The sequence below is a fragment of the Lentilactobacillus parafarraginis DSM 18390 = JCM 14109 genome, from assembly GCF_001435895.1.
Classification (GTDB): domain Bacteria; phylum Bacillota; class Bacilli; order Lactobacillales; family Lactobacillaceae; genus Lentilactobacillus; species Lentilactobacillus parafarraginis.
The window spans coordinates 1-432 of record NZ_AZFZ01000219.1 but is presented as its reverse complement, the minus strand read 5'-3'; the positions used below and the strand labels follow the sequence as shown (position 1 = coordinate 432).

The following is a 432-nucleotide window of genomic DNA, read 5'->3' as shown; positions in this document are numbered from 1 at the left end:
CGCTCGTAGCAAGGGTTTGCGGCTCTTTTTGGCCATATTCACCGCGTAAATAGACGTCCGTTGATCGCATATCTAGTTCGGCCAGGTAAAGTCGGTTGGGTTCATTTTTCCCTGTTTTGGGATTAAAATGCATGGCTTTTTGATAAAGCAAGCCAGCTTTTTCGAGTTCTTTCTTAACGGTGGCTAATTTTCCCTTTGAACAATTGAATAGATCCATTAATTCTTGATTGGTAAAAATAAAGTAGACGTGGTCTTCCTCATCAACCCAGTGATTGCGTAAGGAATACTCGAGCCGATCTTTCAGCACCATATAGGCTAATTTGGCTTCACTACTTAAATACCGATATTGTTCGCCGTACATCAATACTTTGGGAAACTGAAAGAATAAGGCCCCATAAACGTTGTCAGCTTGATAAAACTTGAAATTTGTTT

General features: G+C 40.3%; 1 protein-coding gene. It reads right to left on the bottom strand.

Translation table 11 applies throughout. The features are described from left to right. Positions 1-432: replication initiator protein A (locus FD47_RS14810; RefSeq protein WP_162260771.1), on the bottom strand; the 432-nt coding region annotated here is incomplete at both ends.